The sequence below is a fragment of the Streptomyces sp. 2131.1 genome (genome assembly GCF_900105515.1).
GTDB classification, from domain to species: Bacteria; Actinomycetota; Actinomycetes; order Streptomycetales; family Streptomycetaceae; genus Streptomyces; species Streptomyces drozdowiczii.
On the sequence record NZ_FNSY01000001.1, the window covers coordinates 4,656,985 to 4,681,844 of the forward strand.

Sequence of the window (24,860 nt, forward strand, 5' to 3'; positions counted from 1 at the left end):
CTTAAAAGTTACCCGGCGGTCACGGGGCTGTCCAGGGTGATGCTGAGCACGCGAATGCCGCCGTCCGGACCGGGGGCGATTCATCCGTTCCGGTGGGTGAGTGGACGAAACGTACACTTCAGTCCGGCGCCACAGGCGCCTAGCGTCGCTCCGGCACACGCACCCCAAGGAAGGGCACACCCGTCATGAGCAGCAACGACACGCCGCGCGGCCCCGTCGACTCCTCCCGCATCCCGCGGTACGCCGGGCCCGCGACGTTCGCCCGGCTGCCCCGGCTCGACGAGGTGGGTACGGCGGACGTGGCCGTCGTCGGGGTGCCGTTCGACTCGGGTGTCTCCTACCGGCCCGGCGCCCGCTTCGGCGGCAACGCGATCCGCGAGGCCTCGCGGCTGCTGCGCCCCTACAACCCGGCGCAGGACGCCTCGCCCTTCGCGCTGGCGCAGGTCGCCGACGCCGGGGACATCGCGGCCAACCCCTTCAACATCGAGGAGGCCGTGGAGACCGTCGAGGCCGCGGCCGACGCGCTGCTCGACACCGGCGCCCGGCTGATGACGCTCGGCGGCGACCACACCATCGCGCTGCCCCTGCTGCGGTCCGTGGCCAAGAAGCACGGGCCGGTCGCGCTGCTCCACTTCGACGCCCACCTCGACACCTGGGACACCTACTTCGGCGCCGCCTACACGCACGGCACCCCGTTCCGCCGGGCCGTCGAGGAGGGCATCCTCGACACCTCGGCGCTCTCCCACGTCGGCACGCGCGGCCCGCTCTACGGCAAGCAGGACCTGACCGACGACGCCAAGATGGGCTTCGGGATCGTCACCTCCGCCGACGTGATGCGGCGCGGCGTCGACGAGATCACCGACCAGCTGCGCCAGCGCATCGGCGACCGGCCGCTGTACATCTCCATCGACATCGACGTGCTCGACCCGGCCCACGCGCCCGGCACCGGCACCCCCGAGGCCGGCGGCCTCACCTCCCGCGAGCTGCTGGAGATCGTGCGCGGCCTCTCCTCCTGCCACCTGGTCTCCGCCGACCTGGTCGAGGTCGCCCCCGCGTACGATCACGCGGAGATCACCTCCGTCGCCGCCTCGCACACCGCGTACGAGCTGACGACGATCATGACCCGCCAGATCGCGGAGGCACGGCAGCCTTGAGTCACGACCACCACGACGAGCGGCCCGAGCTGACCCCGGCGCAGATCGAGGCAGCGCTGAACCCCCCGCCCGGACGCACCGGCGGCGACCTCGTCGTCGAGACGCTGCGGGGCCTCGGCGCGACCACCGTCTTCGGGCTGCCCGGACAGCACGCGCTGGCGCTGTTCGACGCGCTGCGCCGCTCGTCGCTGGAGTACGTCGGGCTGCGCGTCGAGAACAACGCGGGTTTCGCCGCCGACGCCTACGGCCGGATCACCGGCGAGGTCGCCCCGCTGTTCCTGTCGACCGGGCCCGGCGCCCTGACCTCGCTCGCCGCCCTCCAGGAGGCGGCGGCCGCCTCCGCGCCGGTGCTCGCGGTCTCCAGCCAGGTGCCGGTCCGGGGTCTGGGCGGCGGGCGCCACGGCCACCTGCACGAGCTGCGCGACCAGCAGGCGTCGTTCCGGGACGTGGTGAAGTCCGTCCACACCGTGCGCGCGGCCTCACAGATCCCGTCCGCGATCGCCGCCGCCTGGGAGTCCGCGCTGACGGCTCCGCACGGCCCCGTCTGGGTCGAGATCCCGCAGGACGTCCTGGACGCCGCGACGGCGCTGCCCGCCGTCGTGGCCCCCGACGCCACCCCGCGCGAGCTGCACGCCCGCCCGGAACTGATCGCGGTCGCCGCCCACCTGCTTGCCAACGCCGAACGCCCGGCGATCGTCGCGGGCGGCGGGGTCGTACGGTCGGACGCCTCCGGGAAGCTGCGGGCGCTGGCCGAGAAGCTGAACGCCCCGGTCGTCACCACGTACGGCGGCAAGGGCGCCTTCCCGTGGGGCCACCCGCTCTCGCTCCAGTCCTGGGTGGAGGACCGGCACATCACCGGCTTCCTGGAGGACGCCGACGTCCTGCTCGTCGTCGGCTCCGGACTCGGTGAACTCTCCTCGAACTACTACACGCTCGCCCCGCGCGGCCGGGTCGTCCAGATCGAGGCGGACGCCGGCAAGCTGGAGGCCAACCTCCCGGCGCTCGGCATCCACGCGGACGCCCGCGACGCGCTCGCCGACCTCATCGACGCGGTCGCCCCGCGCGAGGACCCGGCAGCGGCGGAGCGCGTCGCCGGGGTGCTCCGCCGCGTACGGGACCGGATCGGCGGGCAGGGACGCGACCTGGAGCAGGACATCCTGGCCGCGATCCGCACCGCCCTGCCCGACGCCTCGCCCAGCTTCTGGGACATGACGATCCTCGGCTACTGGGCCTGGGCCGCGTTCGACGCCCGCCGCCCCAACACCATGCACTCCGCGCAGGGCGCCGGCGGTCTCGGCTACGCGTTCCCGGCGGCGCTCGGCGCGGCGGTCGCCGACCCGACCCGGCCGGTCCTCGCGGTCTCCGGCGACGGCGGCGCGATGTACTCGGTCGCGGAACTGGCCACCGCCCGGCAGTACGGCCTGCCGGTCACCTGGCTGATCGTCGACGACGGCGGCTACGGCATCCTGCGCGAGTACCTGACCGGCGCCTTCGGCGAGACCACCGGCACGGAGCTGGCCCGCCCGGACTTCACCGCCCTCGCCGAGTCCTTCGGCGTCCCGGCCGTCCGTACGAGCCCCGAGACGCTGGCCGCGGACCTGGCGGAGGCCTTCGGACGGCCCGGCCCCTCGGTCGTCGTACTCCCGGCCCTGCTGAAGATGTTCGAGCCGACGCACCTGTAGGGGCTTTCGTCCGGACCGTGCCGGCTCGCGGGCCCGGGGCCGTCGCGGCCCCGGGCCGGTTCACCTCGCGGCGGCCCCCAGCGCCCTCTCCTGCGCCAGACACCCCTTGAGGAAGTCGTCGCGCTGCGCGTGGTTCAGGCTTCCCGGCAGCTCCCTCGACCGCGGCAGCAGCTCGGGGATCGACCGGAACACCTTCACGGCCTCCCCGCCCCTGGGCGACTTCTGGGCGCGCATGAGATGGGACATCACCCGGGGCAGATGGAGCTTCAGCGTGCCCCGCGGGTTCTCGGACGCCTTGGCCAGGGTCGTCCGGTTGTCCAGCTTCGCCCTCCCGTCCGGCGCGCCGAGCCGTTCGAGCGCCGCCAGCGCCGCGTACAGCTGTCCGCAGCGATAGGCGTCCGTGGGCTGACCGTCGGCCATGTGTTCCTCCCGTTGATCCACCGGCGGACGTCATGACTACCCACCCCGCGGTGGCGGCGAACCCCACGTCAACGACCCGTACGGGCTTCCGGCCCCCCACGAGTCGTCCCGCCCGTCCGGAGGGGCGCTGTCACTCGGCGCTGGGGACCGAGAGGGGCTTGCCGGGAGCGTTCTTCTTCGCTTCCGCCATCTGCTGACCGAGCTCGGTCAGGCGATTACGGCCCATGGCCTCGCGCACGTCGGGGAACCACTCCTTCTCCTCTTCCTCGACGTGGTGGCGGACGTTCTCGATGAGGACGGTCATCTTGGCGTCGAAGCGCTCGTCGGCGGGGTCGAGATCCTTCAGCTCCGACAGCAGCCACACCATGACGTGGTGCTCCTCGACGCTTTCCAGGACGTGATCCTTCGTGTCGGGCGCGGCCTCCCGGACGGCCGGGTAGAAGATCTTCTCCTCGATCCAGGTGTGGGTGGTGAGTTCGTCGATCACCCGGTCCACGATCTTCCGCTTCTCGGCGTGGGCGTTCTCGCCGGCCTTCTCGAACCGCTTGAACAGCTTCTCCACCGTCTTGTGGTCGTCCTTGAGCAACACGATTCCGTCCACGGGGCTTCTCCTCGGCCTGGGGGAGGGGCGGCACGGACGCCGTCCCTGCCGCCGCCCTGTACCCGGTGCGGCGCGATCCAGCTCTTTGCCGGCGGGAGGGCTGCACACGGCTCTTCGCGGGTACGCGGCGTCTCAAGGAGCGTCGGGTCCGGATCACCGACTGGCGTAAGCCCCCCAACGCAGCAGGAGAGGGAATGAGGCTTCGCGAAACTGCTCAGACCACGGCTTCCCGGCTTCACGCCGAGGTGCTCAGCGGCCGGTACCGTCTGGACGAGCTTCTCGGTTCGGGCGGTGCGGCGGACGTCTACCGGGGCCTCGACCTGCGGATGAGACGACCGGTCGCGGTCAAGGTCTTCCGGCCGGACGCCTGCCTCGACGCCGAGGAGAGCTGGCGGAGCGAAGCGGAGATCCTGGCCCGGCTGCACCACCCCGGACTGGTCACCGCCTTCGACGCCGGGCACCACGACGGGCGCGCCTTCCTGGTCATGCAGCTGGTCGAAGGCACCACCCTGAAGAGCCGCATCGCCCGGGGGCCGCTGACCCCCGATGCCACCGCGGCACTCGGAGCGGGCCTCGCCCAGGCGCTCGCTCACGCGCACGAAGCCGGAATCGTCCACCGCGACGTCAAACCGTCCAACATCCTGCTGGACGCCGAACGCCGTCCGTACCTGGTCGACTTCGGCATATCCAGGCCCCTGGACGCCACCACCCGCACCGCGACCGACACACTCGTGGGCACGGCCGCCTACCTGTCCCCCGAACAGGTACTCGGCCGACCCGTGGGCCGGCCCGCCGACATCTACGCCCTCGGCCTGGTGCTCCTCGAATGCCTCACGGGCAGGATCGAATACGGCGGCGGCCCCGTCGAGGCCGCGATCGCACGGCTGCACCGCCAACCCGCCCTGCCGGCCGAGGCACCGGAGCCGTTCCGCGCCCTGCTCCGCCGGATGACGGACCAGGACGACCACGCCCGTCCCACAGCCCGCGACTGCGCCCGCGCTCTGACCGCGCCGGCCGACACGACGCCCACGGTGACCGCGCCGGCCACCACCGAGCGCCTCGCCGCCGTCCCCGAGCCGCCGGGGGCGGTCGACCGCGCGCACGCGGAACCACCGCGCGGCCGGGACGACGACGCTCCCGGCACCCCCCGGCGAGGGCGCACCGTCATGGCCGGCGGGGGCGCCGCCCTCGCCGCCGTGGCGGCGGTCGTGCTCGCCGTCACCGGCAGTTCCGCCCCTCCCGACACCGAGCGGACCGCACCGCCGGCGTCCACCGCTCCCGCCGAGAGCACCCGTGCCCCCGACGGCGGAGGCGAGCGCGGGGCGACGACCGCACCGCCACCGGCGGTACGGTCCTCGGCCCCGCACGACGCGGCCGGTACGCGCAGGGCCGACGCACCCTCGCCCGGCACCTCCTCCGCCTCGCCCGGCGAATCCGCCGCCGGCACCGGCTCGAAGGATGCGACCCCCACGGCGACACCCACGCCGAGCACCGCGCCCACCACCTCGAACACCCCGCCCAGCGCGTCGATCACCCCGAGTGACGGGACCACATCCGCACCGGCGACACCGAGCACCACGGCGAGCGAGTCCCCCTGGCAGCCACCCGGCCGGGCCAAGGAGACAGGCACGGCCAAGGACCGGGAGAGGGGGCGTGCCGGCTGAGCGCCGTGCCACTCGCGGCCCGGCAGGGACGGCCCCGGAACGTGCAGCCGCCCTGGGCCGTGTCCGGCGCGGTGCGTTCATCCGGCCGGGGAGGGGACCTAGGTCCCCGGTCCCGTATTTGTTAACGCGGGATGAAATCCGCGGCGCGCCGCGTTGGTGCCTTCCGTCGGATCAGGTCGGACGGGAGGCACCGGGTGGCGGACGCAGAAGTGACGGAACGCGGGCAGCGGGGCGGCTGGGCGCGGAGGCTGAGCGGCTACGCCTGGAACTACCGGCGCAACGTCCTGCTGGCGCTCGGCTCCTCGCTCGGCGGCATGGCCGTCATGGCCCTCGTCCCGCTGGTCACCAAGGTGATCATCGACGACGTGGTCGTCGGGCACACCCGCTCCCTGGCCGTCTGGACCGGGCTGCTGATCGTGGCGGCCGTCCTCGTCTACGCCTTCACGTACATCCGCCGCTACTACGGCGGCCGGCTCGCCCTCGACGTCCAGCACGACCTGCGTACCGGCATGTACGCGACGATCGCCCGGCTCGACGGCAAACGCCAGGACGAGCTGTCCACCGGGCAGGTCGTCGGACGCGCCACCAGCGACCTCCAGCTGATCCAGGGCCTGCTGTTCATGCTCCCGATGACCATCGGGAACGTCCTGCTCTTCCTGATCTCCCTGGTCATCATGGCCTGGCTGTCGCCGCTGCTGACCCTCGTCGCAGTCGCCGTAGCCCCCGCCCTCTGGTACATCGCCCGCCGCTCCCGCGCCCGCCTCTTCCCCGCCACCTGGTACGCCCAGTCCCAGGCCGCCGCGGTCGCCGGCGTCGTGGACGGAGCCGTCTCCGGCGTCCGCGTCGTCAAGGGCTTCGGCCAGGAGGACCAGGAGACCGGCAAACTGCGCGAGGTCGGCCGCAAACTGTTCGCCGGCCGGCTGCGCACCATCCGGCTGAACTCCCGCTACACCCCCGCCCTCCAGGCCGTCCCCGCCCTCGGCCAGGTCGCGATGCTGGCCCTCGGCGGCTGGCTGGCCACCCGGGGCGAGATCACCCTCGGCACGTTCGTCGCGTTCTCCACGTACCTCGCGCAGCTCGTCGGCCCGGTCCGGATGCTCGCCATGGTCCTCACCGTCGGCCAGCAGGCCCGCGCCGGCGTGGAACGCGTCCTGGAACTCATCGACACCGAGCCCTCCATGAAGGACGGCACCAAGGAACTGCCCGCCGACGCCCCGGCGAGCGTCGAGTTCGACGACGTGCGGTTCGGCTATGACGACACACGCCGCCCGGTCCTCGACGGCTTCTCGCTGACCATCGAACCCGGCGAGACCGTCGCCGTCGTCGGCGCCTCCGGCAGCGGCAAGTCCACCGTCTCGCTGCTCCTGCCGCGCTTCTACGACGTGTCGCACGGCGCGGTCCTCGTCGGCGGCCACGACGTGCGGGAACTCACCCTCGACTCACTGCGCGCCGCCATAGGGCTCGTCCCCGAGGACAGCTTCCTGTTCTCCGACACCGTCCGCGCCAACATCGCCTACGGCCTGCCCGGCGCCACGGACGAACAGATCGAACAGGCCGCCCGCTCCGCCCAGGCCGACCGCTTCATCGCCGAACTGCCGGCCGGCTACGACACCAAGGTCGGCGAGCACGGGCTCACCCTCTCCGGCGGCCAGCGCCAGCGCCTCGCGCTCGCCCGCGCCATCCTCACCGACCCCCGCCTGCTCCTCCTCGACGACGCCACCTCCGCCGTGGACGCCCGCGTCGAGCACGAGATCCACGAGGCCCTGCGCCAGGTGATGGCCGGCCGCACGACGCTGCTCATCGCCCACCGCCGCTCCACCCTGAACCTCGCCGACCGGATCGCGGTCCTGGACAACGGCCGCCTCGCCGACCTCGGCACCCACGAGGAGCTGGAACGCCGCTGCGCGCTCTACCGCCGCCTGCTCACCGACCCGGACGAGCTGGGCACCCCCTCACCCGGACACCGACAGGCCACGGCCCCCGACGCCCCGGACCGGGACCGCGCGCTCCAGGAGGAGATCGACGCCGAGGCCGAGGCCGAGCGCGGGATCACCCCCGAGCTGTGGGTCCGCAAGAAGGACGACCGGGACACCGGCGCGGCGGGCATGCCCGCCACCCCCGAACTGCTCGCCCAGGTCGACGCCCTGCCCCCGGCCGACGACGTCCCCGACGTCGACGAGGCCCGGGCCGTGCACGCCGAGGACTCCTACGGGCTGCGCAGGCTGCTGCGCGGCTTCGGGCTGCCGCTGCTGGTGAGCCTGGGCCTGGTCGCCGTGGACGCCGGCGCCGGGCTGCTGCTCCCGGTACTGATCCGCAACGGCATCGACGACGGCGTCACCAAGCTCGCGCTGGGCGCGGTCTGGGCGGCCGCCGCCTTCGGCCTGGTCGTCGTCCTCGTGCAGTGGGCCGCCCAGATCGGCGAGACCCGGATGACCGGCCGCACCGGCGAGCGGGTGCTGTACGCGCTGCGGCTCAAGATCTTCGCCCAGCTCCAGCGCCTCGGCCTCGACTACTACGAGCGCGAGCTGACCGGCCGCATCATGACCCGGATGACGACGGACGTGGACGCGCTGTCCACGTTCCTCCAGACCGGCCTGGTCACCGCCTTCGTCTCCGTCGTCACCTTCCTCGGCATCATGGTCGCCCTGCTGGTCCTCGACGTGGAACTGGCCCTCGTCGTCTTCGCGACCCTGCCCGTCCTCGTCGTCGGGACGGTCTTCTTCCGCCGCAAGAGCGTCAAGGCGTACGAGCTGGCCCGAGAGCGGATCAGCGTCGTCAACGCCGACCTCCAGGAGTCCGTCGCCGGACTCCGCATCGTGCAGGCCTTCCGGCGCGAGCGGGACGGCGGCGACCGGTTCGCCGCGCGCAGCGACGAGTACCGCGAGGCCCGGGTGCGCGGGCAGTGGCTGATCTCGGTCTACTTCCCGTTCGTCCAGCTGCTGTCGTCGGTCGCCGCGGCCGCCGTGCTGATCGTCGGCGCGGGCCGGGTCGACGACGGCACGCTCACCGCCGGTGCGCTGGTCGCCTATCTGCTCTACATCGACCTGTTCTTCGCACCCGTCCAGCAGCTCTCCCAGGTCTTCGACGGCTACCAGCAGGCCGCCGTCTCCCTCGGCCGCATCCAGGAACTCCTGCGCGAACCCGCCTCCACCACGGACCGGGGCGACACCCGGGACGTACGGGAGCTGCGCGGCGAGATCGCCTTCGAGGACGTCTCCTTCGCGTACGGGGACGAGGAGGCCGCCCTCCGGGGCGTCGACCTGCGCATCCCGGCCGGCCAGACCGTCGCGTTCGTCGGCGAGACCGGAGCCGGCAAGTCCACCCTGGTCAAGCTCGTCGCCCGGTACTACGACCCGACGGACGGCCGGGTCACGGTGGACGGCACCGACCTGCGCGGCCTCGGCCTCACCGCGTACCGGCGCCGGCTCGGGGTCGTACCGCAGGAGGCGTACCTGTTCGCCGGGACCGTGCGCGACGCCATCGCCTACGGGCGGCCGGAGGCCACCGACGCCGAGGTGGAGGCGGCGGCCCGGGCGGTCGGCGCGCACGACATGATCGCCACCCTGGACGGCGGCTACCTCCACGAGGTCGCCGAGCGGGGCCGCAACCTCTCGGCCGGGCAGCGCCAGCTGATCGCGCTCGCCCGCGCCGAACTCGTCGACCCCGACATCCTGCTGCTCGACGAGGCCACCGCCTCGCTCGACCTCGCCAGCGAGGCGCAGGTGAACCAGGCGACCGACCGTCTCGCGGGCCGCCGCACCACGCTCGTCGTCGCCCACCGCCTGACCACCGCCGCGCGCGCCGACCGGGTCGTGGTGATGGACCACGGCCGGGTCGTGGAGGACGGCACCCACGACGAACTCCTCGCCCGCGACGGGCACTACGCGGTGCTGTGGCGCACGTTCATAGGAGAGGACGAGCCGGCCGGGGTGTGAGCTACTCCCCGTCCCGGATCGCGGAGATCTTCCCGGTCGCCAGGTCCGAGCGCACGGTCAGGTACGTGTACGAGCGGCTCTGGGCGGACCCCCAGGTGAGGCGGACCGTGGACCAGGTGTGGCCGGCGCCGCTGTGGCCCGGGGTGACCCGGTAGTCCGCCGGGACGTCCTGGGCGAGCAGCACCCCGTCCGCGTGGTTGGCCGCCTCCCAGTCGGCGAGGCGGGCGCGCAGGGCGGGCGTGAGGTAGAAGCCCCGCACGGCGGTGGCGAGCCTGCCGCCGTCCTCGGCGGCCACGGCGTCGGTGTACGCGCCGTAGAAGTGGTCGACCAGCCGGGACTCCTGGGTCGCCGTCTCTTCGAGGGCCGGGGCCGCCGGGGCCGCCGGGGCCGCCGCCCGCGGGGCCGCCGCGGAGGCGGGTACGGCGACGGCCGCGGCCAGGAGCGCGGAGGCGAGCAGGGTGCGGGCGGCGGTGCGCCGGGCGGAGCGGGTGCGGGTCATGGCGGTTCCTGCCTTTCGTGACGGTCTGTCCTGCCGGCTCCATGGTGGGCCGCCCCGATCCCCGGGAAGGCCGGGCCCGCCGGATGCAACCTCCGCATGGCCTCTCGCGTCGTACGCAGGTACACGCATATGCGCTCAGGTGTCGGGCAAGGGCACTCAGGTTCGAGGAAGCGATGGGGCTGCTGTGACCAGAGGGACCGGAAGACATGCCTGGGGCGCGCGGCAACGACTCCGCCGCCGCTTCCTGGTCCTCTCCCTGGCCACCGCCTTCGCACTGGTACTCGGCGGGGCGGTCGCGGGCAGCGCGAACGCCGCCTCGGTGTGCGCGGGGCGCCCGAAGAAGACGGTGAAGTTCCCGACGGGCGAGCTGCGCGTGTACAAGTCCCGCGCCTACGCCTGCGCCACCGCCGTGGCCGCCAAGCCCGGCAAGCGCCGCCGCATGTCCGTGACCATCCAGCCGCGCGGCGGCCACCCCGTCACGGACAGCGGCCGCTACACCGAGCGCGCCGGCCCGGTGACCGTCCACGCGCTGAACCGCTGCGTGCGCGTCTCCGGCTCGGTCGAGGGCAAGGGCGGCCGCACGAGCTGGATCCTCTGCTGACCGGGTGACACCCTGCGTAGCCCCGGCAAGGGGGTCTGGTCGTCCGGATGTCGCGCCGCTAGGTTCGCCGCGTCAGCTGTGAACCAAGAGGCGTCCCACGGGGCCCGGTCGTGCTCGGCGGGGCGCCTCCCAAGGGGAGGACGCGCATGCGCAAGGCGCTCAGAGGAATCCTGTCGCTCGCGGTGCTCATCGGCACGGTCGGTGCGACGGGCGCCTCGGCCGGGGCGGCCACCGCCGCCGTACCGGCCTCGCTCCGGACCGCCGCGAGCGACAGCGGGACGAGCACGGACATCAAGGACCGCATCCTGGCCATCCCGGGCATGAGTCTCATCGAGGAGAAGCCCTACGCGGGCTACCGCTACTTCGTCCTGAACTACACCCAGCCGGTCGACCACCGCCACCCGTCCGAGGGGACGTTCCAGCAGCGCATCACCCTGCTGCACAAGGACACCTCCCGCCCCACGGTCTTCTTCACCGGCGGCTACAACGTCTCCACCAACCCCAGCCGCTCCGAGCCCACCCGGATCGTCGACGGCAACCAGGTCTCGCTGGAATACAGGTACTTCACCCCGTCGCGGCCCTCGCCCGCCGACTGGTCCAAGCTGGACATCCGGCAGGCGGCAAGCGACCAGCACCGGGTCTTCACCGCGCTCAAGCGGATCTACTCCAAGAACTGGCTGACCACCGGCGGCTCCAAGGGCGGCATGACCGCCACGTACTACGAGCGCTTCTACCCGAAGGACATGGACGGCGTCGTCGCGTACGTCGCGCCCAACGACGTGGTGAACAACGAGGACTCGGCGTACGACCGGTTCTTCGCGGAGGTCGGCACCGAGGAGTGCCGCGACAAGCTGAGCGGAGTCCAGCGCGAGGCCCTGATCCGCCGCAAGCCGCTGGAGAAGAAGTACGCCCGGTACGCCGCCGACAACGGCTACACCTTCGACACCGTCGGCTCCCTGGACAAGGCGTACGAGGCCGTCGTCATGGATTACGTGTGGGCGTTCTGGCAGTACAGCCTGCTCGCCGACTGCGAAGGCCTCCCGGCCGACGCCGAGAAGGCGACCGATCAGGAGATCTGGGACTCGGTCGACTCGATCTCCGGCTTCTCCGCCTACGCCGACCAGGGCCTGGCCAACTACACCCCGTACTACTACCAGGCGGGCACCCAGCTCGGGTCCCCGGACATCAAGCAGCCCTGGCTGGGCAAGCTCAGCCGCTACGGCTACCAGCCGCCGCGCAACTTCGTGCCGCGCTCCATCCCGATGACGTTCCAGCCCCGGGCGATGCGGGACGTCGACACATGGGTGAAGCACCACGCGACGCACATGCTGTACGTCTACGGCGAGAACGACCCGTGGGGCGCGGAGCGCTTCCGGCTCGGGGCGGGCGCCCGTGACAGCTACGTCTTCACCGTGCCAGGCGGGAACCACGGCTCGAACGTCGCCGGGCTCGTCCCCTCCGAGAACGCCACGGCCACGGCCGCGATCCTGCGCTGGGCGGGCGTCGCCCCGGCCGCCGTCCAGCAGGACGCGTCGAAGGCGAAGCCGCTCGCGAAGTTCGACGCGCGTCTCGACAACAAGGACCTGACGACCGACCACCGCCTCGGCGTCCGGCGTCCGTGACGTGGACCCGCCCCGGCGGCCGTGGTGACACGGCAGCCGGGGCGGGAACCGGTCAGTACGTCAGCCCGTACCCCACCGGGTACAGCACCTTCGACGGGTCGTCCGCCCGCTGCACAGGGACCGGGAGCCTGCCCTCGGGGCGGGCCCGGCCCGCGATCACCCGGACCGCCGCGCGCAGTTCGACGTCGGTCCAGGAGTAGGCGGCGAGATGGGCCCTGTGCCCGGTGTCCGCCAGTTGCGCGATGTCGTACGGGTTGCGGATGGCGATCGTGATCACCGGGACGCCCGTCGCGGCCAGCGCGCTGACCAGGGTGCGCTGCGAACTGGTCGCCGAGACGTTGTACGTCCCCACGACCACCGCGTCCTTGCCCCGGGCCGCGGCCACCGCCGCGTCGATGGCCGCCTTGCTGGGCGCCGTCCCCGTCGGCAGCGCGGTCGCCGTGAAGCCCAGCTCGTCGAACGCCGCCGCGAGTGTCGTCGTCGGCGGGCCCGTGGTGCCCGAGGGCGATGCCGGGTCGGCGCCCACCACCAGCACGTTCCCGTGCGAGCGACGGGACAGCGGCAGCAGCCGGCCCTCGTTGGCCAGCAGGGTCGTCGTGTGCTCGGCGATCCGGTCGGCCTCGGCCAGGTGCGCCCGGGTGCCGACCGTACGGTCCACCCCGCGTCCGGTGACGAACGGCCGGTCGAAGAGACCGAGCTTCGTCTTCAGGCGCAGGATGCGCAGGATCGATTCGTCGAGCCGGGCCTCGCTGACCTCACCGCTCTTGACGGCCGCCAGCAGCGCGTTCCACGAGACGTCCAGGCTCGGCGGGTTCAGCAGCTGGTCGACGCCGGCCTGGAGCGCGAGCACCGGCACCCGGTCGTCGCCGTACTTCGTGCGTACGCCCTCCATGCCAAGCGAGTCGGTGACCACCACCCCGTCGTAGCCCAGCTCCTCGCGCAGGATGCCGGTGAGGATCGGCTTCGACAGGGTCGCCGGGTCCTCGGACGGGTCGAGCGCGGGCACCACGATGTGCGCGGTCATGATCGAGTCGATGCCCGCCGCGATGGCCGCGCGGAACGGCGGCGCGTCCAGCTCCGCCCACTGCGCGCGGGTGTGGCCGATGACCGGGAGGCCGGTGTGGCTGTCGGTGCTGGTGTCGCCGTGGCCCGGGAAGTGCTTGGCCGTGGAGGCGATCCCCGCGCTCTGATAGCCCTTCACCTGCGCCGCGACCATGCCGGCCACGGACTGCGGGTCCGAGCCGAAGGACCGTACGCCGATGACCGGGTTGGCCGGGTTCACGTTGACGTCCGCGTCCGGCGCGTAGTTCTGGTTGATGCCGATCGCGGCCAGCTCGGCGCCCGCGATCTGCCCGGCCCTGCGAGCGTCGGAGCGCGAACCGCCCGCGCCCAGCGCCATCGCGCCCGGCATCAGCGTGGCGGGCTCGCCGACGCGGCAGACGATGCCGTGCTCCTGGTCGGTGGAGATCAGCAGCGGCAGCGGGGTCCGCCCGGAGAGGCCCGCGCGCTGGATGCCGTTGGAGAGTTCGGCGATCTGGTGCGGGTCGCGGGTATTGTGCGCCCAGGCGAAGTAGATGATGCCGCCCACGTGGTACTTGGCGATCATCTCGGCGGCCGTGCGCACCCCGATCTCGGCGAGGTTGGCGTCGATGTCGGCCTGGTCGGGGTCGGTGGCGGAGTGCCCGTAGACCCGCATGACGAAGAGCTGGCCGACCTTCTCCTCCAGGCTCATCCGGGAGATGAGCCGCTTCAGCCGCCGGGTCGTGGCGGCGGAGTGGTGGCTGCTGTGCGCGGAGCCCTGGGAGGCGAGGGCCTCCGGGGCGGCCGCCATGCCCGCCGCGGCGGCGACCGCCGTGGCGGCGGTGGCGGTGAGGAGGGTGCGTCTGGAGGGGCGGTGGTGCACGTGAGCTCCTTCGGCCGTTCTCGGTGACGAGGGGGTGGTGAAAGAAACTTCCAAGGAGCACGGATATCCAGAAAATAACTTCCGGTCAAGGGTGCGGGCCGTTTTGAGCGCGTCCCTTCCGGTCGTTGCGTCTCGTTGTGCGTCCGGGGCCGACTGCCCCTCGCCCACCGCAGCCCCACGCCTGCCCCGTGCGCCTGGAGCGCCGCGACCGCCGCCGTGATCGCGGCCGGCGCGCCGCCCCCGTACGCCCCAGCGCGTACAGCCGCCGTGCCGGCACCGGGTCCATCCGTACCGCCACCACGCCCTCCGGCAGCGGCCCGCGCCCCAGCCGGGGGATCATCGCGACCCCGAGACCGGTGGCGAGCGGGGCCAGTTGGGTGTGGTTCTCCTCCGCCTGGGCCGGATGTCCGGCTCGTGGCCCGCCGCGCGCAGCGTCCGTACGAGCCAGTCGTGGCAGACCGTCCCCGGCGGCCGGCAGATCCACCGCTCCCGCGCCGGCTCCTCGCGCCGCACCCCGTCCCGCCCCGGAACCGGTACCCGCCTGAGACCGCTTACTGCTTGGGCGCGCCCAGCCGCAGCAGGTGCTCGCGTCCCGCGCCCAGCAGCCCCGGCAGCTCCGCCGCCTCCGGGTACCAGCGCTTCTCGTACTCCCAGCACACCCAGCCGTCCGGGTCCACGGTGTCCAGGCACGCCCGCAGCGGCAGCACCCCCGCGCCCAGGGCCAGCGGCGTGGTGTCGTCGGTCGAGGCGATGTCCTTCACCTGCACGTAGCCGAGGTGCGGGGCCAGGACCGCGTGGCTGGCCACCGGCTCCTCGCCCGCCAGCCAGGTGTGCATGACGTCCCACAGCGCGCCGACGCTCTTGTGGCCCACCGTCCCGGCCACCCGGGCCACGTCGACCCCCGCCCGGTGCGAGTCATGGGTCTCCAGGAGGAGGCGTACGCCCAGGTCGGCGGCGTACGGGGCTGCGGCGCCCAGCCGGCGCGCGGCGATCTCGTCGGCTTCCGACGGCTTCAGGTCCCCGCCGCCCGGGAACACCCGGACGTACGGCGCTCCCAGGTCCCGGGCCAGCTCGGTCAGCGCGGCCAGCTCGTCCAGGACCGGCTGGTCGTAGCCCTCGGCGGCGACCTTCGCGTACCCCGCCACGCCCAGGATCTGGACCCCGCCGCGCTCGAACTCGGCGACCACCGAGGCACGTTCGGCCTGCCCGAGGCCCAGGTGCACCGGCTCCTCGGGGTGGGCGCGCAGCTCAACCCCCTGGTAGCCGTTCCCGGCGGCGAGCCGGACGACGTCGGCGATGGGCAGCCCCGGAACCCCGAGGGTGGAGAAAGCGAGCTTCACGTGCGTGTTCCTTCCGTCGTTCCGTGCCGCCCCGTCCGGCGGGAGGCGGGGCGCCCTGACGCGTACCCCGACCCGCGGGCGCTCACCCCCGGGGCGGCGCCGTCGATCCGCGCACCATCAGCTCGGCCGGGATCAGCGCGATGCCGCCGGGCGGCGGGTCCTCCTTGCCCATGGCCAGCCGGCCCGCCCGCGCCCCCGCCTCGACGAGCGGCAGCCGTACGGTCGTGAGGGCCGGGACCACGTCCACCGAGAACGGCAGGTCGTCGAAGCCGGCCACCGAGATGTCCTCCGGGATGCGCAGCCCCCGGTCGCGGATCGCCGCCGCCGCACCGAGCGCCACGGTGTCGTTGGCGGCGACGACGGCGGTGATCGCCGGTTCGCGGCGCAGGAGTTCGACGGTCGCGTCGTAGCCGGATCCCCGGTCGTACGAGCCGTGCACGGTCAGCCGGTCCTCGTCGCCGGCCGCCCCCGCCCCGCGCATCGCCTCGCGGTGTCCGGCGAGCCGGTGCCGGGTGGTGGTGCGCTCCAGCGGGCCCGCGACATAGCCGATCCTGCGGTGCCCGAGGGATAGCAGGTGCTTGGTGAGCCGCTGGGCGCCGCCCTGGTTGTCGAAGGCGAGCGCGGCCACCACGGCCGCGCCGTCCGGCAGCGGCGGCCGCCCGCAGAGCACGACCCGGGTGCCCGCCTCCGCGAGCTTCGCCAGCTTCGCGGCCATCGCCGTCTGGTGCTCCGGGTCCTCCACCGCGCCGCCGGTGAGGACGACGGCGGCGGCGCGCTGGCGCTGGAGCAGGGTGAGGTAGGTCAGTTCGCGGTCCGGGGAGCCGCCGGTGTTGCAGACGACCGCCAGTTTCTCGCCGCCCGCCCGGCCCGACCCGTCGCCGGGCCCGCCGATCTCGGTCTGCGCGGCGCCCGCCATGATCCCGAAGAACGGGTCGGCGATGTCGTTGACGAGGATGCCGACCAGGTCGGACGTGGCCGCCGCCAGGGCGCTGGCCTGCCCGTTCAGCACGTAGTCCAGGTCGTCCACCGCGCGCAGGACTCGCTCCCGGGTGGACGCCGCCACCGGGTAGTTGCCGTTCAGCACACGGGAGACGGTGGCCGGGGACACCCGGGCGCGGGCCGCCACGTCCGCCAGGGTGACTGTCATCGCTTTCCTCCGTGGCCTGTGACCGATTGACGGGCCCCCTCTTGTCCGGGCCGCTGTCGGCAGGCTAGCGTCATCTCGTATAGAAAGCGCTTGCTACGGCCGTACGGAGGGAACTTTCGTGACACGCAGGACAGTGCGCATCGCCATGAACGGCGTCACCGGACGCATGGGATACCGACAGCACCTGGTGCGCTCGATCCTCGCGATCCGCGAGCAGGGCGGCCTCGACCTCGGCGACGGCGACGTGCTGTGGCCGGAACCGGTCCTCGTCGGCCGCCGCGCCCACGCCCTGGAAGAACTGGCCGCGCGCCACGGCCTGACCGAGTGGTCCACCGACCTCGACGCGGTCCTCGCGGACGACACCGTCGACATCTACTTCGACGCCCAGGTCACCCAGGCCCGGGTGGAGGCCATCAAGAAGGCCGTCGCCGCCGGCAAGCACATCTACACCGAGAAGCCCACCGCCACGGACGTCGAGGGCGCCCTCGACCTGGCCCGCCTGGCCCAGGAGGCCGGCATCAAGCACGGCGTCGTCCAGGACAAGATCTTCCTGCCGGGCCTGCTCAAGCTGAAGCGCCTCATCGACGGCGGATTCTTCGGCGAGATCCTCTCCGTGCGCGGCGAGTTCGGCTACTGGGTCTTCGAGGGCGACTGGCAGGAGGCGCAGCGCCCCTCCTGGAACTACCGCGCCGAGGACGGCGGCGGAATCGTCGTCGACATGTTCCCGCACTGGGAGTACGTGCTCCACGAGCTGTTCGGCCGGGTCACCTCGGTCCAGGCGCACGTCCAGACCCACATCCCCGAGCGCCGGGACGAGCGCGGTGAGCCGTACGCGGCGACCGCCGACGACGCCGCCTACGGCATCTTCCAGCTGGAGGGCGGCGCCGTCGCCCAGATCAACTCCTCCTGGGCGGTCCGCGTCAACCGCGACGAGCTGGTCGAGTTCCAGGTGGACGGCACCCACGGCTCCGCCGTCGCGGGCCTGCGCAACTGCCGCGTCCAGCACCGCTCGGTCACCCCGAAGCCGGTCTGGAACCCGGACCTCCCCGTCACCGAGTCCTTCCGCGACCAGTGGCAGGAGGTCCCGGACAACGCGGAGTTCGACAACGGCTTCAAGGCCCAGTGGGAGCTGTTCCTGCGCCACATCGTGCTCGACGAGCCGTATGCCTGGGACCTGATGGCCGGCGCCCGCGGCGTGCAGCTCGCGGAGCTGGGCCTGAAGTCCCACGCGGAGGGCCGCCGCCTGGACGTCCCCGAGCTGTCGCTGTGACCAGCCGCCTTCCCCTCGGCCCCCTGGAGTCGTCGCCGTGACCATCCATCTCCCGCAGGGCCCGTACGAACCCCGGGCCACCCCGCTCGAGCTCGCCCCGACGGGTACGCCGCTCGCCTCCCGTACGGTCTTCTCCGCCGCGCACGTCGTGGCCGACCCGTACGCCGATGTCAGCCCCGACTCGCCGGCCGCCGTCGACTGGGACGCCACGCTCGCCTTCCGCCGCCACCTCTGGTCGCACGGCCTGGGCGTGGCCGAGGCCATGGACACCGCGCAGCGCGGCATGGGCCTGGACTGGGCGGGCGCCGAGGAGCTGATCCGCCGCTCGGCCGCCGAGGCCAGGGCAGTCGGCGGGCGCATCGCCTGCGGCGTCGGCACCGACCAGCTGCCGCCCGGCCCGGCCACGCTCGCCGAGGTGCGTGCGGCGTACGAGGAACAGCTCGCCGTCGTCGAGGAGAGCGGCGCCCAGGCCATCCTGATGGCCTCCCGCGCCCTCGCCGCCGCCGCGAAGGGCCCCCAGGACTACCTGGACACGTACGCCCACCTGCTGCGCCAGGCCACCGAACCGGTCGTCCTGCACTGGCTGGGCCCGATGTTCGACCCGGCGCTCGAAGGCTACTGGGGCTCCACCGACCTGGACCTGGCCACCGACACGTTCCTCCAGGTCATCGCGGAGCACCCGGACAAGGTCGACGGCATCAAGATGTCGCTGCTCGACGCGGACCGCGAGATCGACGTACGCCGCCGGCTGCCGGGCGGGGTGCGCTGCTACACCGGGGACGACTTCAACTACCCGGAGCTGATCGCGGGCGACGACCGGGGCTTCAGCCACGCGCTGCTCGGCATCTTCGACCCGCTGGGCCCACTGGCCGCGCACGCGGTGCGGGTGCTGGACACGGGCGACACGAAGGGCTTCCGCGAACTCCTCGACCCCACGGTCGAGTTGTCCCGGCACCTCTTCCAGGCACCGACCCGGTTCTACAAGACGGGCGTGGTCTTCCTCGCCTGGCTGGCCGGTCACCAGGACCACTTCACGATGGTGGGCGGCCTCCAGTCGGCCCGCTCGCTCCCGCACCTGGCGAAGGCGTACGAACTCGCCGACGGGCTCGGCCTGTTCCCGGACCCGGAGCTGGCCGAGTCCCGGATGCGCGCGCTCCTCACGGTCAACGGAGGCACCCGATGAGCGACGGCCGTCTCTCCATCAACCAGGAGACCATCAAGCAGTGGTCGCTGCCGGAGCTGGCCGAGGGCTGCTCGAAGGCCGGCGTCGACAAGGTCGGCCTGTGGCGGGCCCCCGTGCAGTCGTACGGGGTCGAGGCGACGGCCCGGCTCCTCTCCGACCACGGCCTGACCGTCACCAGCCTGTGCCGGGGCGGCTTCCTCACCGCCCTGGACCCGGCGGAACGGGCCCGCGCCCTGGACGACAACCGTGCCGCGCTCGACGAGGCGGCGGGCCTGTCCACGGACACCCTGGTCCTCGTCTCGGGCGGCCTCCCGGAGGGCAGCAAGGACCTGTACGGGGCCCGCGAACGCATCGCGGACGCCCTGGCCGAGCTGGTCCCGTACGCGGCGGAGCGCGGGGTGCGCCTCGCCATCGAGCCCCTGCACCCCATGTTCGCCTCGGACCGGTGCGTGGTCTCGACGCTCTCCCAGGCCCTGGACATCGCGGAGCGCTTCCCGGCCGAGCAGGTGGGCGTGGTCGTCGACACGTACCACCTCTGGTGGGACGACCAGGCGCCCGCCCAGATCGCCCGGGCCGGTGCGGGCGGCCGCATCCACTCCTTCCAGCTCGCCGACTGGATCACCCCGCTCCCGGCGGGCGTCCTGCTCGGCCGGGGCCAACTGGGCGACGGCAGCGTGGACTTCCGGTTCTTCCGCCGCGCGGTGGAGGAGACGGGCTTCGACGGCCCGGTCGAGGTGGAGATCTTCAACGAGGACCTGTGGGCGCGCGACGGCGCGGAGGTCCTGGCGGAGGTGGCGGCCCGCTACGCCGAGCACGCCTGCTGAGTCCGCCCCCCCGGGGCCCGGCTGTGCGGTCCGGGTCCCGGGGAGGCCGGGTCCTACTGGGGCGGCGCGAGCGCGGGATCGTCCCCGACCCGGAACCGCGTGGTGCCCGACCGGTCGCCGACGAGCAGGTGCTTCGATCTACCCATGTCCCGGATGCCATCGGGGCGTTGGGGGCCGTGCCCTACCCTCCGGCGACGGTCCCGCAGGTGATGACGCCGTCGACGGTGATCGACTCGCCGCTGGGGTCGGTCGGTCCGAGCTTCAGCCCGGCCACGGTGACGACCCAGGTGTCGCCGCTCCTGCTGCCGCTGATCCCGGGCGCGGAGGCGTGCAGATAGCTGGCGCCGTCCTTCGTGGTGAGCGTGGTCATCGCCTTGTCACCACTCATGACGGCCGTGAACGAGGGCTTCGCGGGGGTGCTGCTGCCGGCGCTGTCGGGTGCGGTGACGGCGGCGAGCTTCCCGTTCATCACGGCACAGCGGACGCTCTCGATGGTGAACTCCCCGCCCTTCCCACCGCTGTAGTGCAGCTTCGCGGACCCCTTGCCGTCCCCGTCCGGCACACTCACCGTCGCCTTGCCGGTCCCGTCGTCCGAAACGCCCTTCCCGGACCCCCCGTCGTCCGACGAGCACCCGGTGAGCACCACCCCGGCGGCGGCCAGGGCAACGACGGCGAAGCTCAGTGCACGGGACCTGGACACGCGAACCCTTTCGACCACCTGACAGACGTTTCACCGTACAGGCGGCCCAGGAGCGGACGACAGGGCTCCGGGTGTCGCACCCACCCGGTAGCGTCGCGCCATGGCCACCACCACGCCCCACACCCCCAACCTGGCCGTCCTCGAAGGCGTACTCGAGCGGATCACCTACGCCAACGAGGAGAACGGGTACACCGTCGCCCGCGTCGACACCGGGCGGGGGAGCAACGACCTGCTCACCGTCGTGGGGGCGCTCCTCGGGGCGCAGCCGGGGGAGTCGCTGCGGATGGAGGGGCGTTGGGGCTCCCACTCGACCTACGGCAAGCAGTTCCACGTCGAGAACTACCGGACGGTCCTCCCCGCCACCATCCAGGGCATCCGGCGCTACCTCGGGTCCGGGCTGATCAAGGGCATCGGGCCCGTGATGGCCGACCGGATCACCACCCACTTCGGCGTGGACACGCTCGACATCATCGAGCGGGAGCCGAAGCGGCTGATCGAGGTGCCGGGGCTCGGGCCCAAGCGGACGAAGATGATCGCCGCCGCGTGGGAGGAGCAGAAGGCGATCAAGGAGGTCATGGTCTTCCTCCAGGGCGTCGGCGTCTCGACATCCATCGCCGTGCGGATCTACAAGAAGTACGAGGACGCCTCGATCTCCGTCGTGAAGAACCAGCCCTACCGGCTGGCCGCCGACGTCTGGGGCATCGGCTTCCTCACCGCCGACAGGATCGCCCAGGCCGTGGGCATCCCGCACGACAGCCCGGAACGGGTCAAGGCCGGGCTGCAGTACGCGCTGTCGCAGTCCACCGACCAGGGGCACTGCTTCCTGCCCGAGGAGCGGCTGATCGCGGACGCGGTGAAGCTGCTCCAGGTGGACACCGGGCTCGTCATCGAGTGCCTGGCGGAGCTGGCGGAGGAACCGGAGGGCGTCGTACGGGAGAAGGTGCCGTCGCCCGAGGGCGGGGAGCCGGTCACGGCGGTGTATCTGGTGCCGTTCCACCGGGCGGAGATCTCGCTCGCCGCGCAGGTGCGGCGGCTGCTGCGGACACCGGAGGAGCGGATGCCCGGCTTCGCGGACGTGGACTGGGACAAGGCCCTGAAGTGGCTCGCCGGCCGGACCGGTGCCCAGCTGGCGCCCGAGCAGGAGGCCGCCGTGCGGCTCGCGCTGACCCGGAAGGTCGCCGTGCTGACCGGCGGGCCCGGCTGCGGCAAGTCGTTCACGGTCCGGTCCATCGTGGAGCTGGCCCGCGCCAAGAAGGCCAAGGTGGTGCTGGCCGCGCCCACAGGCCGCGCGGCCAAGCGGCTCTCGGAGCTGACCGGGGCCGAGGCGTCCACCGTGCACCGGCTGCTCGAACTGAAGCCCGGCGGCGACGCGGCGTACGACAAGGACCGTCCGCTGGACGCCGATCTGGTGGTCGTCGACGAGGCGTCGATGCTCGATCTGCTGCTCGCCAACAAGCTGGTGAAGGCGGTGGCACCGGGTGCCCACCTGCTGCTCGTCGGCGATGTGGACCAGCTGCCCTCGGTGGGGGCGGGGGAGGTGCTGCGGGACCTGCTCGCGGACGGCGGGCCGGTGCCGGCGGTCCGGCTGACCACCATTTTCCGCCAGGCCCAGCAGTCGGGCGTCGTCACCAACGCGCACCGCATCAATTCCGGCGTACCGCCCCTCACTCAGGGGCTCAGTGACTTCTTCCTCTTCGTCGAGGACGAGACGGAGGACGCCGGAGTCCTCGCGGTGGACGTCGCAGCCCGCCGTATTCCGGCCAAGTTCGGGCTGAACGCGCGCCGCGACGTACAGGTGCTCGCGCCGATGCACCGGGGCCCGGCCGGGGCCGGGCATCTCAACGGCTTGCTCCAGCAGGCGATCACCCCGGCGCGGCCCGGAGTGCCGGAGAAGCGGTTCGGCGGCCGGGTCTTCCGAGTCGGGGACAAGGTCACCCAGATCCGTAACAACTATGACAAGGGCGAGAACGGCGTCTTCAACGGCACGGTCGGCGTCGTCACCGGCCTTGACCTGGACGAACAGCGGCTGACGGTCCTCACCGACGAGGACGAGGAGATCGGCTACGACTTCGACGAGCTCGACGAGCTGGCCCACGCGTACGCCATGACGATCCACCGTTCCCAGGGCAGCGAGTACCCCGCCGTCGTCGTCCCGGTGACGAAGAGCGCCTGGATGATGCTCCAGCGGAACCTGCTGTACACCGCCGTGACCCGGGCCAAGAAGCTCGTCGTGCTGGTCGGCTCGCGGCAGGCGATCGGCCAGGCGGTCCGCACTGTTTCCGCAGGCAGACGCTGTACGGCGCTGGATCACCGGCTGCGCGGGGGCGGCGACGGAGGATCGTCGGTAAAAATGATCGATCAAAACGGTGGGAAACATCACGGAGGTCTTCCGGAACCGCAGTCAAGGGGGCAGGATGGCTAAGTTCGCGGCACTCAGTGCCGCGAGTAGGTCCAATGGACGACCCCGAGTGCACTCTCCTGAGCCAAATGGGGGAGGGTGGAGACAGTCAGGGAACCTCGAAGAAGAGGCACTACGTCGGTGAGGGATGACGTGAGCGAGCACACCAACAACGCTGTGGTACTGCGGTACGGCGATGGCGAGTACACCTACCCGGTGATCGACAGCACCGTCGGCGACAAGGGCTTCGACATCGGGAAGCTCCGGGCGAACACCGGCCTGGTGACGCTGGACAGCGGATACGGCAACACCGCTGCCTATAAATCGGCCATCACCTACCTCGACGGCGAGCAGGGCATCCTGCGCTACCGCGGCTACCCCATCGAGCAGCTCGCCGAGCGCTCGACGTTCCTCGAGGTCGCGTACACGCTGATCAACGGTGAGCTTCCCAAGGTCGACGAGCTGTCGACCTTCAAGAACGAGATCACCCAGCACACCCTGCTGCACGAGGACGTCAAGCGGTTCTTCGACGGCTTCCCGCGCGACGCCCACCCGATGGCCATGCTGTCCTCGGTCGTCAGCGCGCTGTCCACGTTCTACCAGGACAGCCACAACCCGTTCGACGAGGAGCAGCGCCACCTCTCGACGATCCGGCTGCTCGCCAAGCTCCCGACCATCGCCGCGTACGCGTACAAGAAGTCGATCGGTCACCCGTTCGTCTACCCGCGCAACGACCTCGGCTACGTCGAGAACTTCCTGCGCATGACCTTCTCGGTCCCCGCCCAGGAGTACGAGCTCGACCCGGTCGTCGTCTCGGCGCTCGACAAGCTGCTCATCCTGCACGCGGACCACGAGCAGAACTGTTCGACCTCCACCGTGCGCCTGGTCGGCTCCTCGCAGGCGAACATGTTCGCCTCGATCTCCGCCGGCATCTCCGCGCTCTGGGGTCCCCTGCACGGCGGCGCCAACCAGTCGGTCCTGGAGATGCTGGAAGGCATCCAGGCCAACGGCGGCGACGTCGACTCCTTCATCCGCAAGGTGAAGAACAAGGAGGACGGCGTCCGCCTGATGGGCTTCGGCCACCGGGTGTACAAGTCCTTCGACCCGCGCGCCAAGATCATCAAGGCCGCCGCGCACGACGTGCTGTCCGCCCTCGGCAAGTCCGACGAGCTGCTGGACATCGCGCTCAAGCTGGAGGAGCACGCGCTCTCCGACGAGTACTTCGTCTCGCGCAACCTCTACCCGAACGTGGACTTCTACACGGGCCTCATCTACCGCGCGATGGGCTTCCCGACCGAGATGTTCACCGTGCTCTTCGCGCTCGGCCGCCTTCCCGGCTGGATCGCCCAGTGGCACGAGATGATCAAGGAGCCGGGTTCCCGCATCGGCCGCCCGCGCCAGATCTACACCGGCGAGGTCCTGCGCGACTTCGTCCCGGTCGAGGGCCGCTGAACGACCTCTACCGCATCCCGGCCCTGACTGACGCCGGACTCCTCGCCCCCGACTGCCGCGCCCTCGCCCCGAGCGAAGCGGAGCCGGGGGCGTCGTGCGTCCGCGGCCCGGTGGGGTGGGAGTGGGGGCGCGTGCGCTGCTACGGGCGTACGCGGGGCGCGTGCCGCGCCGTGTGCGTGCGCGGGGAGCGCTCCCGGCGTAAAGCGAGAAGCGCCTCGCCATCGATCCCCCCACGGGCCGACAGCGAGGCGCTTCCCATATCCCGGAGCGGATTCCCCCCACGGGATCCGGCCGGGCGTTCTGTGGGAGCCGTAGCTCCTGGGTGCTGCCTCGGTACTGCTCGTCCTGCCTACTGCTGTGGTCTGCCGGGGTACGTACCGACGGGAGGGCCGCTCAAAGCTCCCCGGTGTACGTGCCCCGGCCCACTTGCCCGGAGCATCCCCCAAGATGCTCCGCCGGACGTCC

Annotated in this window: 18 protein-coding genes and 1 pseudogene; 11 read left to right on the top strand and 8 right to left on the bottom strand. The window is 72.3% G+C overall.

The window, feature by feature from the left end:
- Positions 1 to 185 precede the first annotated feature (185 nt).
- On the top strand, positions 186 to 1,154 hold the full coding sequence (gene speB / locus BLW14_RS20975; protein ID WP_093708753.1) for an agmatinase: 969 nt from the start codon (positions 186 to 188) through the stop codon (positions 1,152 to 1,154).
- On the top strand, positions 1,151 to 2,836 hold the full coding sequence (locus tag BLW14_RS20980; RefSeq protein WP_093708754.1) for a thiamine pyrophosphate-binding protein: 1,686 nt from the start codon (positions 1,151 to 1,153) through the stop codon (positions 2,834 to 2,836). The genes speB and BLW14_RS20980 overlap by 4 nt, the downstream gene beginning before the upstream one ends.
- A gap of 60 nt (positions 2,837 to 2,896) precedes the next feature.
- On the opposite strand, the gene BLW14_RS20985 is transcribed toward BLW14_RS20980, so the two are convergent.
- Together BLW14_RS20985 and BLW14_RS20990 are read right to left on the bottom strand one after the other, a co-directional pair.
- A complete protein-coding gene (locus BLW14_RS20985; protein WP_093708755.1) occupies positions 2,897 to 3,256 on the bottom strand; it encodes a type I-C CRISPR-associated protein Cas8c/Csd1 in 360 nt (119 codons plus the stop codon).
- Between the two features lie 130 nt (positions 3,257 to 3,386).
- Entirely contained in the window at positions 3,387 to 3,857 is a 471-nt protein-coding gene (locus tag BLW14_RS20990; RefSeq protein ID WP_093708756.1) for a hemerythrin domain-containing protein, read from the bottom strand.
- Positions 3,858 to 4,051: 194 nt separating this feature from the next.
- On the opposite strand from BLW14_RS20990, the gene BLW14_RS20995 reads away from it, so the two are divergent.
- Together BLW14_RS20995 and BLW14_RS21000 are read left to right on the top strand one after the other, a co-directional pair.
- A complete protein-coding gene (locus tag BLW14_RS20995; protein ID WP_093708757.1) occupies positions 4,052 to 5,521 on the top strand; it encodes a serine/threonine-protein kinase in 1,470 nt (489 codons plus the stop codon).
- Between the two features lie 194 nt (positions 5,522 to 5,715).
- A complete protein-coding gene (locus tag BLW14_RS21000; RefSeq protein ID WP_093708758.1) occupies positions 5,716 to 9,456 on the top strand; it encodes an ABC transporter ATP-binding protein in 3,741 nt (1,246 codons plus the stop codon).
- 1 nt (position 9,457) lies between these two features.
- Here BLW14_RS21000 and BLW14_RS21005 read toward each other — a convergent pair whose 3' ends face one another.
- The gene (locus tag BLW14_RS21005) at positions 9,458 to 9,955 is read right to left on the bottom strand and encodes a hypothetical protein (RefSeq protein WP_093708759.1); all 498 of its coding nucleotides are present in this window, start codon (positions 9,953 to 9,955) and stop codon (positions 9,458 to 9,460) included.
- 184 nt (positions 9,956 to 10,139) lie between these two features.
- Here BLW14_RS21005 and BLW14_RS21010 point away from each other — a divergent pair, with 184 nt between their 5' ends.
- A complete protein-coding gene (locus tag BLW14_RS21010) occupies positions 10,140 to 10,556 on the top strand; it encodes a hypothetical protein (protein WP_093708760.1) in 417 nt (138 codons plus the stop codon).
- 146 nt (positions 10,557 to 10,702) lie between these two features.
- Complete coding sequence (locus tag BLW14_RS21015; protein WP_093708761.1) at positions 10,703 to 12,178, top strand: S28 family serine protease; 1,476 nt, start codon at positions 10,703 to 10,705, stop codon at positions 12,176 to 12,178.
- Positions 12,179 to 12,230: 52 nt separating this feature from the next.
- Here BLW14_RS21015 and BLW14_RS21020 read toward each other — a convergent pair whose 3' ends face one another.
- The 4 genes and pseudogenes from BLW14_RS21020 to BLW14_RS21035 form a co-directional block, all read right to left on the bottom strand.
- Positions 12,231 to 14,081: a glycoside hydrolase family 3 protein gene (locus tag BLW14_RS21020; protein WP_093708762.1), complete on the bottom strand. Its 1,851-nt coding sequence runs from the start codon at positions 14,079 to 14,081 to the stop codon at positions 12,231 to 12,233.
- Positions 14,082 to 14,248: 167 nt separating this feature from the next.
- Positions 14,249 to 14,663: pseudogene (locus BLW14_RS35230) on the bottom strand (LysR substrate-binding domain-containing protein); the annotation flags it as partial.
- Positions 14,633 to 15,421, bottom strand: a complete 789-nt coding sequence (locus BLW14_RS21030; protein WP_093708763.1) for a sugar phosphate isomerase/epimerase family protein — start codon at positions 15,419 to 15,421, stop codon at positions 14,633 to 14,635. The gene BLW14_RS21030 and the pseudogene BLW14_RS35230, both read right to left, overlap by 31 nt.
- An 82-nt stretch (positions 15,422 to 15,503) precedes the next feature.
- Positions 15,504 to 16,568, bottom strand: a complete 1,065-nt coding sequence (locus BLW14_RS21035) for a LacI family DNA-binding transcriptional regulator (RefSeq protein ID WP_093708764.1) — start codon at positions 16,566 to 16,568, stop codon at positions 15,504 to 15,506.
- A gap of 118 nt (positions 16,569 to 16,686) precedes the next feature.
- Here BLW14_RS21035 and BLW14_RS21040 point away from each other — a divergent pair, with 118 nt between their 5' ends.
- The 3 genes from BLW14_RS21040 to BLW14_RS21050 are packed head-to-tail and all read left to right on the top strand — an operon-like array spanning position 16,687 to position 19,845.
- On the top strand, positions 16,687 to 17,838 hold the full coding sequence (locus BLW14_RS21040; protein WP_093708765.1) for a Gfo/Idh/MocA family protein: 1,152 nt from the start codon (positions 16,687 to 16,689) through the stop codon (positions 17,836 to 17,838).
- A 37-nt stretch (positions 17,839 to 17,875) separates the two neighbouring features.
- Positions 17,876 to 19,021, top strand: coding sequence for a dihydrodipicolinate synthase family protein (locus tag BLW14_RS21045; RefSeq protein WP_093708766.1), 1,146 nt, complete (start codon positions 17,876 to 17,878; stop codon positions 19,019 to 19,021).
- Complete coding sequence (locus BLW14_RS21050) at positions 19,018 to 19,845, top strand: sugar phosphate isomerase/epimerase family protein (RefSeq protein ID WP_093708767.1); 828 nt, start codon at positions 19,018 to 19,020, stop codon at positions 19,843 to 19,845. The genes BLW14_RS21045 and BLW14_RS21050 overlap by 4 nt, the downstream gene beginning before the upstream one ends.
- 181 nt (positions 19,846 to 20,026) lie before the next feature.
- Here BLW14_RS21050 and BLW14_RS21055 read toward each other — a convergent pair whose 3' ends face one another.
- The gene (locus BLW14_RS21055; RefSeq protein WP_256332853.1) at positions 20,027 to 20,545 is read right to left on the bottom strand and encodes a hypothetical protein; all 519 of its coding nucleotides are present in this window, start codon (positions 20,543 to 20,545) and stop codon (positions 20,027 to 20,029) included.
- A gap of 100 nt (positions 20,546 to 20,645) precedes the next feature.
- Here BLW14_RS21055 and BLW14_RS21060 point away from each other — a divergent pair, with 100 nt between their 5' ends.
- Complete coding sequence (locus tag BLW14_RS21060; RefSeq protein WP_093708768.1) at positions 20,646 to 22,967, top strand: SF1B family DNA helicase RecD2; 2,322 nt, start codon at positions 20,646 to 20,648, stop codon at positions 22,965 to 22,967.
- A gap of 129 nt (positions 22,968 to 23,096) precedes the next feature.
- Positions 23,097 to 24,395 (top strand): citrate synthase, encoded by a 1,299-nt coding sequence (locus BLW14_RS21065; protein ID WP_018518088.1) that lies wholly within the window; start codon positions 23,097 to 23,099, stop codon positions 24,393 to 24,395.
- The last annotated feature ends 465 nt before the right edge of the window (positions 24,396 to 24,860 follow it).

What these genes read in the sequence shown, in the direction of transcription:
- speB (WP_093708753.1), top strand. Translation starts at nt 186, where the DNA reads ATGAGCAGCAACGACACGCCGCGCGGCCCCGTCGACTCCTCCCGCATC.
- BLW14_RS21035 (WP_093708764.1), bottom strand. Translation starts at nt 16,568, where the DNA reads ATGACAGTCACCCTGGCGGACGTGGCGGCCCGCGCCCGGGTGTCCCCG.
- BLW14_RS21005 (WP_093708759.1), bottom strand. Translation starts at nt 9,955, where the DNA reads ATGACCCGCACCCGCTCCGCCCGGCGCACCGCCGCCCGCACCCTGCTC.
- BLW14_RS20995 (WP_093708757.1), top strand. Translation starts at nt 4,052, where the DNA reads ATGAGGCTTCGCGAAACTGCTCAGACCACGGCTTCCCGGCTTCACGCC.
- BLW14_RS21015 (WP_093708761.1), top strand. Translation starts at nt 10,703, where the DNA reads ATGCGCAAGGCGCTCAGAGGAATCCTGTCGCTCGCGGTGCTCATCGGC.
- BLW14_RS21050 (WP_093708767.1), top strand. Translation starts at nt 19,018, where the DNA reads ATGAGCGACGGCCGTCTCTCCATCAACCAGGAGACCATCAAGCAGTGG.
- BLW14_RS20985 (WP_093708755.1), bottom strand. Translation starts at nt 3,256, where the DNA reads ATGGCCGACGGTCAGCCCACGGACGCCTATCGCTGCGGACAGCTGTAC.
- BLW14_RS21060 (WP_093708768.1), top strand. Translation starts at nt 20,646, where the DNA reads ATGGCCACCACCACGCCCCACACCCCCAACCTGGCCGTCCTCGAAGGC.